Annotated in this window: 11 protein-coding genes; 5 read left to right on the top strand and 6 right to left on the bottom strand. The window is 70.3% G+C overall.

Annotation, left to right across the window (positions count from 1 at the left end):
* Positions 1–216: 216 nt before the first annotated feature.
* From ACFC14_RS18065 to ACFC14_RS18050, 4 genes are read right to left on the bottom strand one after another with little or no spacing between them, the layout of a single operon-like run.
* Positions 217–1,224, bottom strand: a complete 1,008-nt coding sequence (locus ACFC14_RS18065; RefSeq protein ID WP_376107730.1) for a hypothetical protein — start codon at positions 1,222–1,224, stop codon at positions 217–219.
* Positions 1,221–2,456: an ATP-binding protein gene (locus ACFC14_RS18060; RefSeq protein WP_376107728.1), complete on the bottom strand. Its 1,236-nt coding sequence runs from the start codon at positions 2,454–2,456 to the stop codon at positions 1,221–1,223. Before ACFC14_RS18060 ends, ACFC14_RS18065 begins: the two co-directional genes overlap by 4 nt.
* Positions 2,446–3,105 (bottom strand): response regulator, encoded by a 660-nt coding sequence (locus ACFC14_RS18055; protein WP_376107725.1) that lies wholly within the window; start codon positions 3,103–3,105, stop codon positions 2,446–2,448. The genes ACFC14_RS18060 and ACFC14_RS18055 overlap by 11 nt, the downstream gene beginning before the upstream one ends.
* Before the next feature lie 40 nt (positions 3,106–3,145).
* Positions 3,146–4,393 carry a class I SAM-dependent RNA methyltransferase gene (locus tag ACFC14_RS18050; protein WP_376107722.1) on the bottom strand — a complete coding sequence of 416 codons (1,248 nt, stop codon included), beginning with the start codon at positions 4,391–4,393 and terminating at the stop codon, positions 3,146–3,148.
* Between the two features lie 23 nt (positions 4,394–4,416).
* Between ACFC14_RS18050 and ACFC14_RS18045 the strand changes: the two genes are divergently transcribed.
* The gene (locus ACFC14_RS18045) at positions 4,417–5,055 is read left to right on the top strand and encodes a Maf family protein (RefSeq protein ID WP_376107948.1); all 639 of its coding nucleotides are present in this window, start codon (positions 4,417–4,419) and stop codon (positions 5,053–5,055) included.
* Between the two features lie 78 nt (positions 5,056–5,133).
* Positions 5,134–6,900: an acetyl/propionyl/methylcrotonyl-CoA carboxylase subunit alpha gene (locus ACFC14_RS18040; RefSeq protein WP_376107719.1), complete on the top strand. Its 1,767-nt coding sequence runs from the start codon at positions 5,134–5,136 to the stop codon at positions 6,898–6,900.
* Positions 6,901–7,014: 114 nt separating this feature from the next.
* On the opposite strand, the gene ACFC14_RS18035 is transcribed toward ACFC14_RS18040, so the two are convergent.
* Entirely contained in the window at positions 7,015–8,463 is a 1,449-nt protein-coding gene (locus ACFC14_RS18035; protein WP_029262532.1) for an NAD(P)H-quinone dehydrogenase, read from the bottom strand.
* A 48-nt stretch (positions 8,464–8,511) separates the two neighbouring features.
* Between ACFC14_RS18035 and ACFC14_RS18030 the strand changes: the two genes are divergently transcribed.
* The 3 genes from ACFC14_RS18030 to ACFC14_RS18020 are packed head-to-tail and all read left to right on the top strand — an operon-like array spanning position 8,512 to position 11,281.
* On the top strand, positions 8,512–9,345 hold the full coding sequence (locus ACFC14_RS18030) for a purine-nucleoside phosphorylase (protein ID WP_376107716.1): 834 nt from the start codon (positions 8,512–8,514) through the stop codon (positions 9,343–9,345).
* Positions 9,342–11,015, top strand: a complete 1,674-nt coding sequence (locus tag ACFC14_RS18025; protein ID WP_376107713.1) for a phospho-sugar mutase — start codon at positions 9,342–9,344, stop codon at positions 11,013–11,015. The genes ACFC14_RS18030 and ACFC14_RS18025 overlap by 4 nt, the downstream gene beginning before the upstream one ends.
* A 2-nt stretch (positions 11,016–11,017) precedes the next feature.
* Complete coding sequence (locus tag ACFC14_RS18020) at positions 11,018–11,281, top strand: HPr family phosphocarrier protein (protein WP_376107710.1); 264 nt, start codon at positions 11,018–11,020, stop codon at positions 11,279–11,281.
* A 10-nt stretch (positions 11,282–11,291) separates the two neighbouring features.
* On the opposite strand, the gene ACFC14_RS18015 is transcribed toward ACFC14_RS18020, so the two are convergent.
* A complete protein-coding gene (locus tag ACFC14_RS18015) occupies positions 11,292–13,214 on the bottom strand; it encodes a BglG family transcription antiterminator (RefSeq protein WP_376107707.1) in 1,923 nt (640 codons plus the stop codon).
* Positions 13,215–13,258 lie beyond the last annotated feature (44 nt).

Here is a 13,258-nt window from a genome sequence, read left to right as displayed (position 1 = left end):
CTACAGACAACGATTGGAAGAACCTTCAGACTGAGTGAGACGCTTCGCGTTCGGCTGGTCTCTCTGTCCCAGGGTAGACAGACGCTGATCGGCCACCAGCGGACGGTTTTCGGGTAACTGTCCGCACGGCGAGGGGCAGGCGGATACGCCGCCCCTCGCCCACTCTCTACCGCCTCGACTCCGGTCCCCTCCCCCACCGGAGCCGAGGGGCGGCGATCAGCCCGCTGCGGAGACCCGCAGGATCTCGTGCCACAGGTCGACGGAATCATCGTCTCCGGAGGAGCGCGTTCCTGCTCGGCCGACCACCGTCACCACGACGCGAGGATCACGGGCCGAGCGGATGATGAGTCGAGCGCTCTGCGCGCGGGTGAGCACGGCGGCCAGTTCATCGCGGATCTCGACCCGGCGCGCCTCCGCTATGCCGTCGAAACCACCCTCGTCGAACACCGTGACGACCGCGCCGCGCCGACGCGCGGCATCGATCGCGTTGCGCACGGCATCGTTGAGCAGGTCCGCACCCCGCAACTCGTCCCGCAGCCGCCCCTCGGCAAGGCGCGCATCCAAGCGTTCCTTCTCGTTCAGGGCACCGCGAGACGCCACCACACGGCTCAGCACGGGACCGGCGACAGCCAGAGCGAACTGCGTGCGCAGACGCCGCTCGCGCTGACGCACGCGCTGTGTGGCGTGCCAGGCCGAGACCGCCTGTTGGATCTCGGCGAGGCGCTCGGTGTCGCGGACCGCACGATCCCAGAACATCACCAGCAGTCGGGCGACGACGACCCACATGATCGACCCCACCAGACCGAGGCTCAACGCCACACCGAGGCCCAGATACGCGGATGCCTCCATCACCAGCACCGCAAGCGTCGCCCAGCCGACCAGGAACCGACGACGCACGATGCACACGACCCCGAGCAGTCCGAGCGCACCGATGTACCAGGTCGCGAAAGGCGCCGTGCGGTCGGCGGGGTCGAGCGCGAACGTCACGAGCGCAGGGATCGCGGCGCTGGCCAGCAGCGCCAGCACAGCCGACCACAGCGGCATCCGCACCGAAGCGGCGCCGCCGAGGATCGCGATGTTGACCACGGCGAGGTACAGACCGATCGCGACGACCATCAGCAGCGGTACGGTGGGCTGCTCGATCCACCAGATTCCGCGCGCGACGAAGTACAGCGCGAACCCGACGGCGAGCGAGGTGGCGACGCTGCGGACGGTGCGGTTCACGAGCGCTCCCATCCGAGGACCACGGTCGTGCCGTGCTCGTCCGACCGGATCTCCGCCGTGCCGGCGACACCGGCCATGCGAGCCAGGATCGACGCCCGGATGCCCAGGCGGTCCGCGCCGATGCTCTCGACGTCGAAACCCGGTCCGGTGTCGGACACCGTCACGGCGATCCCCTCATCGCCATGGCCCTCGGCGATGATGTGCAGTCCGCGCCCGTTGGCGTGCGCGACGGCGTTGCCGATGGCCTGACGCGCTGCGAGCACGAGGGCCCGGGCAGCGCGACCGGGGATGAGCCCGATCCCGCCGCGCTCCTCGACGATCGCATCGGCGCCCAGCTCGGAGAGCGCTCGACGGAGCTCCACCACGATCTGCGCCGTTCCGATCGGCTCGTCGCTCCCCTCCTGTGCCACCGCGGCCTCGGTGTTGGCGAGGCGGGTGAGCGCTTCCCGTGCCATCGCGACCGCCAGCTCCTTCGCCCGTTCGCCCTCCGCGCGCTCGGCGGCGATCAGCGCAGCCAGAACGCTGTCGTGCATGAGTGCGGACATGGCCACCCGCTCCTCCTCCGCGGCGGCGGCGGCAGCAGCGGTCGAGTACGACGCGACGGCCTGCCCTCTGGCCTCATCGACGCCTGCCGCGACCGAGCGGAACATCCAACCGAGCGAGATCATGACCACGCCCAGGATCAGCGTGAACGACACATCGAAAGCGGTCGTGACCCAGAACTCCCGCGAGAACTCGCCCTGGACGAGCCGGACGTAGCCGTAGACGAACGGCATCCCGGCCGCCCAGGCGAACTGGAGCCGCAGCGGGAACGCGAGCATGGCCGCGACGACCCCGACGTTGACGAGAAAGAAGATCCACGGCTGATCGCCCGCACTCTTGTCCGTCGGGTCGACGACGGTCGGCCATGCGGCGAGTGCGAGCACGTAGACCACGGCGAAGATGCCGGAGAAGAGGCGAACACCGCGGCCGATCAGACAGGCCGCGAGCATGGCCGCCAGGGGCACGAACACCACGGTCAGGATCATGACGTCCGCCGCGTCGGCCCGTGACGGAGAGCTCAACGCCGCGATCAGAGCCTGCACGCCGAGCGCGGCCGAACCGATCGCCACGACGATCGCGAGGATCCGCTCCATGCGCTTGCCGGTGAAGCGCTCGAAATCGGTGTCCGCGCTGCCGGGCGAGGGGATCTTGCTCCAGGCATCACGGATGCTGAGCGGATCAGCGGGCACTCGGCGCCCCGTCGGCCGCGACGATCCCGTCTTCCATCGCGCGACGGAGGAGGTCGACCTTGGTCGGTGCCGGGCGACCGACCTCTACGTACTTCACCCGGACGCGGGTGATGTTCTCCTTGGCCGTCGAGTACGCGACGCCCAGGCGTTCGGCGACGGCCTTCAGCGGCAACCCCGTGGCGTAGAGCCGGAGCACCTCGCGCTCGCGGGTGGAGAGCTGCGCGTCGGCGAACGCCCGATCACCGTCGACGGCGCTGGCCCACTCGACGTTGTTGAGCGCTTCGCCCTGCGCGACGGTCCGGATCGCATCCAGGACGTCGTCGAGAGCGGATGACTTGCTCACGACGCCGGCGGCCCCGGCCGAGAGCGCCTCGCGCACCGCTGCGGGACGGTCGGCGACGCTGTGGATGACGACGCTCGCCCCGTCGTTCACGAGCGAGGTCACGTTCTCCGTCACGGTCGATCCGTCGCCGAGCGTGAGGTCGAGCACGACCACGTCGGCCGGAGCGGACCCGGAGGCCACTCGCCACTCAAGGTAGGAGACGACCGTGCTGCCGGAGAAGACCACCGTCTGCGAATCGCGCGCGCACGCGGCCTCGAGGCCGAGGCGAACGGACTCGTGATCGTCGATGAGTGCGACCCTGCTCATCCACCCAGCCTAGTGAGTACCGGGCGGCGGCCCGGATCGGTCACCTCGTGAGCAGGGCGACGACCTCGAAGTGGTGCGAGTGCGGGAAGAGATCGAAGCCGCGCAGGCGGTCGACCTTCCACCCGAGGGTCCGGAACGTGCCGAGGTCTCTGGCGAGGGCGACGGGATCGCACGCGACGTAGGCGATCGCCTCCGGCGCGAGGGCGTGCACCGCCTCGACGACTTGGCGACCCGCCCCGGCGCGCGGCGGGTCGAGGATGACGGCTCCGGTGCGCCCCGCGCCCTTCTGCGTGGAGAGGAAGCGGTCCACGCGCGCCGTCACGGCCTTCACCTCGAGCGGGGCGAGGTTCGCGGCAGCGTGCTGGGTGGCCCGGGCGCTCGACTCGACCGTGACGATGTCGGTGCCGCCGAGGTCGGCAAGGGTCGCAGCGAAGAGCCCGACGCCGCCGTAGAGGTCGTAGTGCGTCTTCTCCTCGTCGACGTGACCCTCGAGGACGCCGTAGACGGCGGCGTCGAGCACGGATGCCGCCCGCGGGTGCACCTGCCAGAAGCCCGTCGAGTCGACCTGGAAGCGGCGGTCGCCGACGATCTCCTCGATCACTTCCGGTGTCGGGCGACGACGGAAACCGCGAGCGACCTTCGCGGGCCGCTCGGTCTCCTCCCGCCGGATGACGCGGACCCGGCCGTCTGCGGGCTCGACGAGTTCGATACGTCCCGGTGCCTCGCCGTGCAGGGCGAGTGCTGCCTCGGCGATGGCGGGACGCGAGAGCGGGTAGTTGCTGACGGGGATGACGCGGTGGCTGCGCGCGGCGAAAGGACCGACCTCGCCCGACTCGTCCACGTGCAGGGTGACGCGGGTGCGCCACCCGGTGCCGTCTCCGGAATCGACGGCCTCGATCTCCGGAGCGTCGAGCCCCTGACCCGCGAACCGGTCGAGGGCCTCCGTCAGCACCTGGCGCTTGAGCACCCGCTGGTGTCCGAGGTCGATGTGTCCGAGATCGGCTCCGCCCGGACGGTCCGCAGGATCACGGGAGAGGTCGGCTTCGGCCCAGATGTGCGGGCGGCGGTGCTCCGACGCGTCGAGGACCTCGATCGTCTCGGCTCGCCAGAAGCTGCGCGTCGACGCGTCCGCCCCTTCCTGCGGGGCGATCACCCTGGCGCGCACGCGCTCCCCGGGGATCGCATCTGAAACGAAGACCACGCGGCCCTCATGGCGGGCGACGAAGGTGCCCCCGTGTGCGATGCCGGTGATGTCGAGCTCGAGCACGTCGGCTGGGGAGGAAGTCATCCTTCGAGGATACGGTGGTGGACATGCGCGTCTGCCTCGCCTCCACGTCTCCCGCCCGACTGATGCTGCTGCGGCAGGCGGGGATCGAGCCGCTCACCCTCTCTCCGGACGTCGACGAGGATGCCGTCGCCGCCGCCGCCGAGGCAGAACGAGGCACCCCGCTCGCCCCCGCCGAGCTGGTGCTGCTCCTCGCCCGCGCCAAGGCCGCGGCGGTCACCCGGTCCCTTGCCGAGGCAGGGGAGTTCGACGGTCTCGTGATCGGCGGCGATTCGATGTTCGCCCTCGGCGGGCGGGTCTACGGCAAGCCGTACACCGCGGAGGAGGCGACCCGGCGCTGGCAGGAGATGCGCGGCGCGACCGGCATCCTGCACTCCGGGCACTCGGTGTTCCGGATCATCCCCGGCGAGGACCCCGTCGAGGCGACGGCGGTCGCCGAGGCGGCGGTGACCTTCGCAGACGACGTCACCGACGCCGAGATCTCGGCCTACGTCGCCTCGGGCGAGCCCCTGCACGTGGCCGGAGCGTTCACGGTGGACAGCCTCGGCGGCGCCTTCATCACCCGGGTCGACGGCGATCCCTCGACCGTCGTGGGCATGTCCCTGTCGACCGTGCGGCGCCTGGCCGCAGAGCTCGGCGTCCGGTGGACGGATCTGTGGTCGTAGACTCCCCTCCACGTTTCCCCCACTTTCTTGTGGGGAGTCGTCAAAGGGATCGAGGGCCTTCTCGCTAGGCTGGCAACCATGCCTGCTATCGCCAAGGTGCTCATCGCCAACCGCGGCGAGATCGCCGTACGCATCATCCGCGCCGCCCGAGACTCCGGGATCGCGTCGGTCGCCGTCTACGCCGACCAGGATCGAGATGCCCTGCACTCCCGACTCGCCGACGAGGCCTACGCGCTCGGCGGCTCCACCAGCGCAGAGACCTACCTGCAGATCGAGAAGATCCTCTCGATCGCCCGCCGCGCCGGAGCCGACGCCGTGCACCCCGGCTACGGGTTCCTTGCGGAGAACGCCGAGTTCGCCCGCGCCATCATCGATGCGGGGATGACCTGGATCGGCCCATCGCCCGAGGCGATCGAGGCCCTCGGCGACAAGGTGACCGCGCGTCACGTCGCCGAGAAGGTCGGCGCTCCCCTGGCTCCCGGAACGCCGGGTCCCGTGTCCGGAGCCGACGAGGTCATCGCCTTCGCGAAGGAGTTCGGCCTCCCGATCGCCATCAAGGCGGCCTACGGCGGCGGCGGACGCGGCCTCAAGGTCGCCCGCGAGCTCGACGAGGTCGCCGAGCTGTTCGAGTCGGCGACTCGCGAGGCCGTCGCCGCGTTCGGTCGTGGCGAGTGCTTCGTCGAGAAGTACCTGGACAAGCCGCGCCACGTCGAGACCCAGTGCCTGGCCGACGCCGCGGGCAACGTCGTCGTGATCTCGACGCGCGACTGCTCGCTGCAGCGTCGCCACCAGAAGCTCGTCGAAGAGGCTCCTGCTCCGTTCCTGACCGAGGAGCAGAACGACCTGCTCTACTCGGCGTCGAAGGCCATCCTCAAGGAGGTCGGCTACGTCGGCGCCGGCACCTGCGAGTTCCTGATCGGCGCCGACGGCACCGTCTCGTTCCTCGAGGTGAACACCCGTCTGCAGGTCGAGCACCCGGTATCCGAGGAAGTCACCGGCATCGACCTCGTGCGCGAGCAGTTCCGCATCGCCGCCGGTGGAACCATCGACTACGACGACCCGAAGCCGCAGGGCCACTCGATCGAGTTCCGCATCAATGGCGAGGACCCGGGCCGCGGGTTCCTCCCCCAGCCCGGTCCGATCCACGTCTTCAAGACCTTCGGGGGTCCCGGCATCCGTCTCGATTCCGGGGTCACCGCCGGCGACTCGGTCTCGGGAGCGTTCGACTCGCTGCTCGCGAAGATCATCGTCACCGGCAAGGACAGGGCGGAGGCGCTGGAGCGCTCCCGCCGCGCACTCGACGAGTTCGAGGTCGCCGGCCTCCCCACCGTCATCCCGTTCCACCGGAAGGTCGTCCGCGACCCCGCGTTCACCGCGGAGAACGGTGAGTTCGCCATCTTCACCCGCTGGATCGAGACCGAGTTCGTGAACGACATCCCCGCGTGGGACGGCGAGCTCGAGTCGCCGGCCGCCGGCGAGTCGCGCCACACGGTCGTCGTCGAGGTCTCCGGCAAGCGTCTCGAGGTGAGCCTGCCGGATCGCGTCGCGGTCGCTCCGGGCACCGCGGGTCGCCCCGCCGTCGTACCGCCGTCGCGTCGCAGCCACGCCACCACGGCGAACGCCGGCGCATCCGGCGATGCCGTGAAGTCGCCCATGCAGGCCACCGTCGTCAAGGTCGCCGTCGAAGACGGGCAGCAGGTCGTCAAGGGCGACCTCGTCGTCGTGCTCGAGGCGATGAAGATGGAGCAGCCGCTGCAGGCGCACAAGGACGGCGTCATCGGCAACATCAACGCGGATGCCGGCTTGACGGTCTCCGCCGGACACCAGCTGCTCACGATCAGCTGATCCCTCGCCTCCTCGCCTCGGCGAGGCCCCCGACTACCGCCGAGACCCCGGGTCGCAGACACATGCGACCCGGGGTCTCGGCGTGAAGTAGGGGTTTCGGCGAAGACCCTCCCGTCAGGAGATGTTCACGAGGTGCATCGCGCGGCTCGCGTCGGTGATGCTGCTCGAGAGCGACGGGTACGCGGCGAAGACCCGCGAGACCTGGTCGACCGTGAGGCGACGCTCGACGGCCACGGCGATCGGGTAGATCAGCTCGGAAGCCTTCGGAGCCACGATCACGCCGCCGATGACGGTGCCGGATCCCTTGCGCGCGATGAGCTTGACGAAGCCGTCCTTGATGCCCATCATCTTGGCGCGGGGATTGGCCGCGAGCGGGAGCTTGTAGACCATGCCGTCCGCGACGCCGTCCTCGACGTCCTTGACGCCGTATCCGACGGTCGCGATCTCGGGAGCGGTGAAGATGTTCGAGGTGATCTTGATGAGCTCCAGCGGGATCACGATGTCACCGAGCGCGTGGAAGACCGCCGTGCGCCCCTGCATCGAGGCGACCGAGGCGAGCGGGAAGAAGTTCGTGCAGTCCCCGACCGCGTAGACGTTGGGCACCGAGGTGCGCGCGACCTTGTTCACCCGCACGTGACCCGAGTCGTCGAGCTCGACGCCGGCCTCCTCCAGGCCGATCCCCGCGGTGTTCGGGATCGAGCCGACGGCCATCAGGCAGTGGCTCCCCTCGACCGTGCGACCGTCCGACAGCGTGACGGTCACGCCCTCCTTGGTGGCTTCGACCTTGTCGGCACGGGACTTCGAGAGCACCTGCATCCCACCACGCTTGAACACCTTCTCCAGGACGCTCGCCGCGTCCTTGTCCTCGCCGGGAAGCACCTGCTCGCGGCTGGAGATGAGCGTGACCTTGGCGCCGAGGTTCATGTAGGCGGAGGCGAACTCCGCACCGGTCACACCGGAGCCGACCACGATGAGATGCTCCGGCAGCGCCTTCATGTCGTACAGCTGCGTCCAGGTGAGGATGCGCTTGCCGTCGGGCTTGGCCGAATCGAGCTCACGAGGTGAGGCGCCCACGGCCACGACGATCGTGTCGGCCTCGACGCGATCGAAGTCGGTGCCTTTCTCGCCCGTCGACACCACGATCGCGGTGGGGCCCTCGAGGCGCCCATGCCCGGAGAGGATCCGGACGCCGGCTTCGAGCAGTGTCGCCCGCATGTCCTCCGACTGCTGGCCCGCGAGCGCGATGAGTCGCTTGTTGACAGCGGCGAGGTTGATCGCGATCTCGGGCTTGAGCGGCTTGCCGTTCTCGCCCTTGGCGTAGAAGTTCACGCCGAGGTCGCTCGCCTCGGAGATGGCCACCGCCGCATCGGCCGTGGCGATCAGGCTCTTGGAGGGCACGACGTCGGTGAGGACGGCCGATCCGCCGACTCCCACCCGCTCGACCAGGGTTACCTCGGCCCCGAGCTGAGCGGCCGCGAGAGCCGCCTCGTAACCGCCGGGACCGCCGCCGAGGACGGCGACGCGCTGAGTGCGCTCGAAAGTGGTGGAAGACATGCAACCCATTCTTCCGCAATCCTGGCCCCGGAGCCTGCACCTTCCTAGAGTGGATCCATGCCCGAAACGCACAGCAACCCTCTCGACGACCCGACCGCGAACCCGTTCGAGGTCGCTGCACAGGCCGCCGCCGACATCGCGCGTCTGACCCGAGTCGAGAATCACGACATCGCACTCACCCTCGGCAGCGGCTGGGGCAAGGCCGCCGACATCATCGGCGAGACCGTCGCAACGATCCCCGCCACCGAGGTGACCGGGTTCTCGAAGCCCGCGCTGGAGGGACACGTCGGCACGCTCCGCAGCATCCGCACGCCCGGAGGCAAGAACGTCCTCGTGATCGGCGCGCGCACCCACTACTACGAGGCCCACGGCGTCCGTCGCGTCGTGCACAGCGTCCGCACCGCCGCCGCCACGGGGGCGAAGATCATGGTGCTCACGAACGGTGCAGGAGGCATCCGCGAGACGTGGACGCCCGGCCAGCCGGTGCTGATCAGCGACCACATCAACCTCACCGCCGACTCCCCTCTCGAGGGCGCGACCTTCGTCGACCTCACCGACCTGTATTCGAAGCGACTGCGCGACATCGCGCGCTCCATCGATCCGATGCTCGACGAGGGCGTCTACACCCAGTTCCGCGGCCCGCACTACGAGACCCCGGCCGAGGTGCAGATGGCGAAGCACATCGGCGGACACATCGTCGGCATGTCGACCGCTCTCGAGGCGATCGCCGCCCGCGAGGCCGGCATGGAGATCCTCGGGTTCTCCCTCATCACCAACCTCGCCGCCGGGATCCAGCAGACTCCGCTCAGTCACGCCGAGGTGATCGAGGCGGGCCGCGAGGCCGAGCCCGTGATCTCCGCACTCCTGGCCAGGGTGGTCGAGGCCCTGTGAGCGAGGAGCGGCTCGCGCAGGCACGGGCCTGGCTGCGACAGGATCCCGATCACGAGACGCGCGACGAGCTCGCCGCCCTGATCACGCGGGCGTCCGGCGGGGATGACGCGGCCCTGGCCGAACTCGACGACCGCTTCCGCGCACGCCTCGAGTTCGGCACCGCCGGCCTCCGCGGCGAGCTCGGCGCGGGAAGCAACCGGATGAATCGGGTGCTCGTGGCACAGGCGGCCGCCGGATTCGCCGCGTACCTCGGCGAGAAGGCGGTTCCCGGGCACACCCCGACCGTCGTGATCGGCTACGACGGGCGACGCAACTCGCGTGTGTTCGCCACGGACTCCGCCGAGCTGTTCGTCGGCGCCGGTCTGCGCGCGATCCTGCTCCCCCGCCTGCTGCCCACGCCCGTGCTCGCGTTCGCCGTCCGCCACTTCGGTGCGGATGCCGGAGTGATGGTCACCGCGAGCCACAACCCGCCGAACGACAACGGCTACAAGGTGTATCTCGGCGGGGCAGACCAGGGCTCGCAGATCGTCTCGCCGGCGGATGCCGAGATCGCGGCGCACATCCAGCGCACGGCCGACTCCGGATCCGTGGCGGCGCTGCCGCGCTCCACGGCCTACGAGACCGCCGGCGAGGATGTCGTCGACGCCTACATCGCGGCCACCGCGGCCGTGGCTCCCGCGCCCGCCGGATCTTCCGGTATGCGGTGGGTCTACACCGCCATGCACGGGGTGGGCTGGGAGACGCTGTCGCGCATCGTGCGAGAAGCCGGATACCCCCAGCCGTTCGTCGTCGACGAGCAGCTCACGCCCGACGCGACCTTCCGCACGGTCTCGTTCCCGAACCCCGAGGAGCCGGGGGCGATGGATCTCGCCTTCGCACGGGCACGCCGCGTGAAAGCAGACTTCATCCTCGCCAACGACCCCGACGCCGACCGCCTGGCCGTCGCGGTTCCCGACGACTCCGCCGCGGACGGCTGGCGTCGCCTGACGGGAAACGAGGTCGGGCTCCTGCTCGGCGCGCGGGCCGCTCGCGCCGCCGCCGGGACGCCCGGGGCCTCGTTGGCCTGCTCGCTCGTCTCGTCGCCCGGCCTCGGTGCCGTCGCCGCCCACCACGGGCTGGACTTCCACGAGACCCTGACCGGATTCAAGTGGATCTCCCGCGCCCCCGGCATCGTCTTCGGATTCGAGGAGGCACTCGGCTACCTCGTGAACCCCGAGACGGTGCGCGACAAGGACGGGGTCTCCGCGGCGATCGCCGTGCTGGGACTCGCGGCCGAGGCGCGCGACCGCGGAGCCACGCTCATCGACCTCCTCGACGAGCTGGGCGAGACGTACGGGCACTACGCGAGCGGCCAGGTGTCGGTGCGCGTCGAGGATCTCTCCATCATCGGCAACGTCATGCTCGCGCTGCGCTCGCTGCCACCGACCCATATCGCCGGACGGACGATCGCCTCGGCCGAGGACCTGCTGCAGGCGGCACCGGGACAGCCCTCCGGCGACGTGCTGCGGTATCGCCTCGGCGACGGCTCGCGCGTCATCGTCCGACCGAGCGGCACCGAACCGAAGCTCAAGGTGTACATCGACGCCCGAGCAGACTCCGCCGACGCGGCACGCGATGCCGTGGCAGAGCTCGAGGCAGGAGTGCGCGCCCTGCTCGACGAGCGCTCCTGAGCATGCCCACCCGACGCCTGATCGTCAGCGCGCACAACGGTGCGCACGCCCGGCCGGTGGCAGAGCTCGTACGACTCGCGCAGTCGCACGGCTCCCCGGTGACCCTGCGGACCGCCGACGGCACGACGGTCGACCTGAGCAGCGTGCTGGCGGTCATGGACCTCGGGATCTCGTCCGGTGACGCGGTCGTGCTCGAGACGGCGGCATCCGCCACCGCGGACGACGTGCTGGATCAGCTCGCCGAGGTGCTCGCGCCGCGGGAGTGAGACGCGCGGATCAGCCGTCGATCACCGCGACGAGTTCGTCGAGGAAGGCCTCGAACGTGGTGCCCCTGCGGACGATGCGCTGGACGCTCTCGCGCTCGCTGAACACCTCGACCAGCTGCTCGAACACCGTCTGGAACGCCGCCCGATCGCTCTCGCTGAAGGCGGCGAGCGCGACGACCTGCACGCGCCCGTCGCCCCACGCGGCCGAGCCGTCCGCCACGCCGATCGCGATGGCCGTGCGCGTCGCCGTCATCTGCAGCGCGTGCGGCACCGCGAGCGCATCCGTGAAGGCGGTCGACGACATCCGCTCGCGCACGATGGTGTTCTCGATGTAGTCCTCGCCGATGAGTCCCGCCTGCAGCAGCAGCCCGCCGAGGCGTCTGATGATCGCCTCCTCGCCCTCATCCGGGAGCGGGAAGACGTAGGCGTCGGCCAGGAAGTAGCGTGCGAGCTCGCCGCGCAGACGGGTGAGGCGCCTCCCACGGCGGACACGTGCCGCGGCCTGCTGGATGCGGTCGACATCGGCATCCGTCAGGAACGGCTGGATGCGCACGAAGCGGTCGCCCGTGTCCCCCGGCTCGATCGTGCTGAGCACGAGATCGGTGTCGAACGACGCCCAATCAGGGTCCACGTTCGTGACCACGGTCGTGACCTCGATCGCGGAGCCGAGTGAGCGGTCGACGCTCGATCGCAGCAGCTCGTGCAGCTCCTGGTAGCCCGGGCAGACGATCGTGGCGGTCAGGATCGACTCCGCCTTGCGACTGCGCTCGAGCCGCCCGCCCACGTGCATGGCGATGTAGGCGATCTCGTCATCGTGGATGGGGGTGCCGACGCGATCGTGGAGTCCACTCGCGATCGACACGGCCACCTCGAAGATCATGGGATACGTCGTCTTGAGCGAGCGCGTGAGCGGGTTGCGCGTCAGCGCGCTCTCCTCCGCCCGTCGCAGCAGGTTCTGCACGTGCAGGGCGAGGCGGAGGACGAACGTCTCGTCCACGAGGTCGACCTGGAAGTCGTCGGCGGCTCGGGCGATCTCCGCCCGGACTGCGGCTTCGACCGCCGGCTCCACACCGCTGCGCGCGACCTCCCGCGTCGCATCCTCCCCCGGCGCGACGATACGGGTCAGGACCAGGGAGGCGAGGTGACCGCTGTCGCCGTCGCCGAGGACCACGTCGAAGTGCTCGGCGGCGAGGCGGGCGATCACGGCACCGACCCGCGGAATCTCTTCCCGGGCACCCGCCGGCGACGATTCGAGGGCGTGCCCCGCGGCCACCCGTTCGGCGGCGATCGCGATGTGCAGCAGGACATCGGCGATCGCGAGCTCGTTCACGTAGTAGCCGAGCTCCCCGAGCTCCCGCACGAGCGATGTCTTGAACGGACCGACCGCACTGGCGGCCACGGCCGACCGCGACAGCGCACGTCGGAACGTCTCGGGGTGGAAGGAGGCGTCATCCATCTCGTCGTGCGCGAGCCTGCTGAGCAGACGCCGTTGCGCGGCTTCGTTCCCGCGCAGTCGCACCCTCTCCCGGTCGCGCTCGAGCGCGAGTTCGGTGCCGTCGAGCAGGCTGCGCACCCGGACCAGATCCGCCTCGAGCGTCGCCTCGCTGACGTGCAGCTCGTCCGCCGTGTCGAACACGTCGATCCCGGCGGGCTCGTCGAGCAGCCGCCGCACCAGGGTGTGCAGGCGGTCGCGGGGCGCGGACTCTCCGGTCTGCCGCATCCGCAGCGCGCCGCGGGCGCCGGAACCCGCGCGATACCCGGCCGGGCCGGACTCGATCACCCCGGCGCCCGGAGTCCGCGCGTTCAGCGCCGCGACGTAGGACCGGATGCTGCGCGGCGTGACCCCGAGCAGATCGGCGAGGCTGGCAGCCGTCGCCCAGCCTTCCTGGCGCAACAGAGCGGCGAGGAGCTGGTCCTGGCGCTGGCGCGACATGGTCCTCCCCTTCCCGCATGCTGACCGCACTGTCTCGACGTCGT

The sequence above is a fragment of the Microbacterium sp. NPDC055988 genome (genome assembly GCF_042269505.1).
Lineage (GTDB): Bacteria > Actinomycetota > Actinomycetes > Actinomycetales > Microbacteriaceae > Microbacterium.
This window is presented reverse-complemented; position numbering and strand designations above follow the sequence as displayed.

What these genes read in the sequence shown, in the direction of transcription:
- ACFC14_RS18055 (WP_376107725.1), bottom strand. Translation starts at nt 3,105, where the DNA reads ATGAGCAGGGTCGCACTCATCGACGATCACGAGTCCGTTCGCCTCGGC.
- ACFC14_RS18040 (WP_376107719.1), top strand. Translation starts at nt 5,134, where the DNA reads ATGCCTGCTATCGCCAAGGTGCTCATCGCCAACCGCGGCGAGATCGCC.
- ACFC14_RS18050 (WP_376107722.1), bottom strand. Translation starts at nt 4,393, where the DNA reads ATGACTTCCTCCCCAGCCGACGTGCTCGAGCTCGACATCACCGGCATC.
- ACFC14_RS18035 (WP_029262532.1), bottom strand. Translation starts at nt 8,463, where the DNA reads ATGGGTTGCATGTCTTCCACCACTTTCGAGCGCACTCAGCGCGTCGCC.
- ACFC14_RS18020 (WP_376107710.1), top strand. Translation starts at nt 11,018, where the DNA reads ATGCCCACCCGACGCCTGATCGTCAGCGCGCACAACGGTGCGCACGCC.
- ACFC14_RS18015 (WP_376107707.1), bottom strand. Translation starts at nt 13,214, where the DNA reads ATGTCGCGCCAGCGCCAGGACCAGCTCCTCGCCGCTCTGTTGCGCCAG.
- ACFC14_RS18030 (WP_376107716.1), top strand. Translation starts at nt 8,512, where the DNA reads ATGCCCGAAACGCACAGCAACCCTCTCGACGACCCGACCGCGAACCCG.
- ACFC14_RS18045 (WP_376107948.1), top strand. Translation starts at nt 4,417, where the DNA reads ATGCGCGTCTGCCTCGCCTCCACGTCTCCCGCCCGACTGATGCTGCTG.